The sequence below is a fragment of the Brevundimonas sp. UBA7534 genome (genome assembly GCF_002479325.1).
Taxonomy (GTDB): Bacteria; Pseudomonadota; Alphaproteobacteria; order Caulobacterales; family Caulobacteraceae; genus Brevundimonas.
This window is the reverse complement of the sequence record NZ_DLMO01000171.1, coordinates 1-3,037: the sequence shown is the minus strand read 5'-3', so window position 1 is coordinate 3,037 and position 3,037 is coordinate 1. Positions and strand designations below refer to the sequence as shown.

At 71.9% G+C, this 3,037-nt stretch carries 3 protein-coding genes and 1 pseudogene; 3 read left to right on the top strand and 1 reads right to left on the bottom strand.

Going from position 1 to position 3,037, the window contains the following annotated elements:
* From prfC to B2U11_RS14400, 3 genes and pseudogenes are all read left to right on the top strand, one after another.
* Window positions 1-627: pseudogene (gene prfC / locus B2U11_RS14410) on the top strand (peptide chain release factor 3); the annotation flags it as partial.
* 77 nt (window positions 628-704) lie between these two features.
* Window positions 705-1,040, top strand: coding sequence for a hypothetical protein (locus B2U11_RS14405; protein ID WP_292072759.1), 336 nt, complete (start codon window positions 705-707; stop codon window positions 1,038-1,040).
* 105 nt (window positions 1,041-1,145) lie between these two features.
* A complete protein-coding gene (locus B2U11_RS14400) occupies window positions 1,146-2,381 on the top strand; it encodes a hypothetical protein (RefSeq protein ID WP_292072757.1) in 1,236 nt (411 codons plus the stop codon).
* A gap of 3 nt (window positions 2,382-2,384) precedes the next feature.
* On the opposite strand, the gene B2U11_RS14395 is transcribed toward B2U11_RS14400, so the two are convergent.
* The coding region (locus B2U11_RS14395; RefSeq protein ID WP_292072755.1) for an MFS transporter at window positions 2,385-3,037 on the bottom strand (653 nt) is incomplete at its 5' end.

The following is a 3,037-nucleotide window of genomic DNA, read 5'->3' as shown; positions in this document are numbered from 1 at the left end:
CCTTGTAGCTCCAAGCGCGGCATGAAGCTGAAGGTCCAGAACACGGGCAAGCAGCTGTCGGTGAACGCGCCCATCATGTTCTTCGCCTCGGACCGCGAACTGGCCGAGGACGCCTTCGCCGGCGACGTGATCGGGATTCCCAACCACGGCGTGCTGCGCGTCGGCGACAGCCTGTCGGAAAGCGGCATGATCCGGTTCGCCGGCCTGCCCAACTTTGCCCCCGAAATCCTTCAGCGCGTGCGGGTCAAGGACCCCCTGAAGGCCAAGCACCTGAAGAAGGCGCTGGAAGGCCTGGCCGAGGAAGGCGTGACCCAGCTGTTCCGGCCAGAATTGGGCTCGGACTTCATCGTCGGCGCCGTCGGGCAACTGCAGTTCGAGGTCATGGCCGACCGGCTGGGCGAGGAATACGGTCTGGAAGTCATCTTCGAGCACAGTCCCTACGCCGAGGCGCGCTGGATCGCCGGAGAGAAGGCCGATCTGGAGGATTTCGCCGGCAAGTACCGGCCGCAGATGGCCGTGGACATCGACCAGAATCCGGTTTTCCTCGCCAAGTCGTCGTGGGAGACCGGCTACGTCGGCGAGCGCTTCCCCAAGATCGCCTTCATGAAGACGCGCGAGCGCGGTTGAGCGCGAAACGACGCTTCCCACGACGCCGCGAAGGCGCCATCGTTCCGCCCGTCGGGCGCTTTAGCGCCGGAGGCATCATGGTTTTCGCACCCGCCGTCGCCGCCGTTCTGTTCGCCCAGTCCCTAGGCGGGCTGGTCTCCTATGAGGAAGCGGTGCGCTGCGCCGGCCTGACCCAGGCGGCGTCGGAACTTGAAGGCGGCGAAAGCCAGGAAGGCCGGGCCCTGTATGACGCCGCCCTCTACTGGTCGCTGGCGGCCATGCGGGCGGGCACAGCGACGGGCCGCACCAGCCAGGCGGCCGAAAACGACCAGACCCGCGCGCGCATCGAGGGCGTGCGCCAGCTGACCGCCGACACCCCCGCCGCGCGAGCCGCCCTGCGCCAATGTCGCGAGCGCGCGCCCAAGCTGGACTGAAGCTGGGGATAAGGCGGAGCGAACCGGAGCGGCGGCGTCGCGTTTGCTTTGCAGACGCCTGGGGCGCAACCTTCGTCCCGAACCGGGAATACACGCGAGTCGCCCATGTTCGAGTTCGGCCGAGATCTGCGCAAACTGTTCGACAAGGCGCGCGAGAGCGAGGACCTGGGCTGGGTGGAGTTGATCGGCGCGGACCTGTTGCAGGCCGAGGCGCGCCGCGAATCCATTGACGCCGGCCGCGTGTCGTGCGCTCGCCCCTTCGAGACGGAACGTCGCGCCGGCGCCCTGTGGCGCGAGCACGCCCGTCGCACCGGCGCGGGCGACAGCCTGGACCGGGCCGAACGCGCCGCCGAGAGCCTGTCGCGCGCCGCCGGATCGGACGATCAGCGTGTGCTGGCCGCCATCGACCGGGCCCAGGTCCTGCTGCTGCGGTTCGACCTGTGCGGCGATCCGGGACGACTGGCGGCGGCGCTGGAGGCCCTGGCCTCGGCCGGGCCGACGCGCCGGGGCTGGGTGGCGGCGGAGGCGGCGGCGGCCCAAGCGTTGATCCAGGCGCGCCAGGCCCGGCTGTCGGGCCAGGCGGACGCGCTGCACGAGGCGTCTGTCGCGCTGGACGCCGCCGTGCGGGCCGCTGAGGCCAAGGGCTTGCCCAACGCCGACGACTTGAAGCTGGAGCGCGCCGCCCTGGCGCTGGAGATCGGGGTGCTGACCCGCGACAGCCGAATGCTGGACCGGGCCGGCCGGGACCTGAGCGCCCTGGCCGAGACCTTTTCGCCCGATCGCCGGCCGCTGAGCCGGGCGCGGGTGCTTGGCCTTTGCGGGGCCGGACTGTCGGCCCTGGCCGCCGCCGCCGGTCATCCCGAGGCCCAGGCGCAGGGGCGGATGATGTTCCAGGCCGCCGCCGAACAGTTCACGCCCGATCACAGCCCGCTGGACTGGGCCGCGATCCAGGTGGCCCAGGCCGGCGAAGGCGACGGCCCTCTGATGCCGCTGGTCCAGGCCGAGGCCCTGACCCAGGGCCAGGGGCTGGTGCTGGGCGCCCTGGCGCGCGAACGACGGCTTGCGCGGGAGATCGCCCTGGCGGCCGAGGTCGGCGACCGGGCGGGACTGGACCAGATCGAGACGCGGCTGCGCGACCGTCTGCCGGCCGCCGGCAAGGCCCCGCTGGACTGGGTCGCCGACCAGTTGGGCATGGCTCGCCTGACGCTGGCGCGGCGCACGGTCGGCAAGACGGCGCCCCAAGCCCTGGCGCTGGGGCTGCTGGAGGCCGAGGCCGTGGCCCGAGAGAGCGGCGCGCTGGTCTTGGCCGAGCGCGCGGCCGGTCTGCGCGCCCGGGCCTAGGATTCAGTTCCGCTTCAAGGCCGCGAACAGGACAGCGCCGAAGGCGAAGGCGGCGGCCGACAGCCACAGCACCGGTCGATAGCCGGCCTGAAAGACATCCAGCGCCGCCAGGGCCATCAACGGCGCCCAGGCCTGCGGCAGGGCGGCGGCCAGGTTGATCAGGCCCAGGTCCCCGCCCCTGCGGTCGCGCGGCGGCAGGGCGTCGACCATCAGGCCCGTCTCCACGGCGTAGTAGATGCCCGTGCCCAGGCCGTGAACCGCGAAGGCGGCGACCACCCACCGCCAGTCCGACGCCATCGCCAGAAGCCCGCCCGACAGCGCCAGCACCGCCGCGCCGGTCACGGCCGCCCCGCGCCGCCGTCGCAGCCTTCCGCCCGCCAGTCCCAGGACCAGCGAAACCCCGAGCACCACGCCGAAGGACACGCCGGTCAGCAGGGCCAGGCCCGCCTCTGGCGGCGCGGCGTAACGGGCCTGGAAGTTCGTGTCCGCGGCGATGAAGTAGAGCAGATAGACGCTGCCGACGACAAAGCCGGTGGTCATCGCCGACCGACCCAGCCAGACCAGAACGAAGTCCCTGTGGGCGAACGGCCCGAACCACGCCGCGACAGAACTCGGCGTGGCGTCGGCGGGCTTTCCGCCGTCGCGCGTGCTGTCTT

Coding starts and splice junctions, on each gene's coding strand:
- B2U11_RS14405 (WP_292072759.1), top strand. CDS start 705: ATGGTTTTCGCACCCGCCGTCGCCGCCGTTCTGTTCGCCCAGTCCCTA.
- B2U11_RS14400 (WP_292072757.1), top strand. CDS start 1,146: ATGTTCGAGTTCGGCCGAGATCTGCGCAAACTGTTCGACAAGGCGCGC.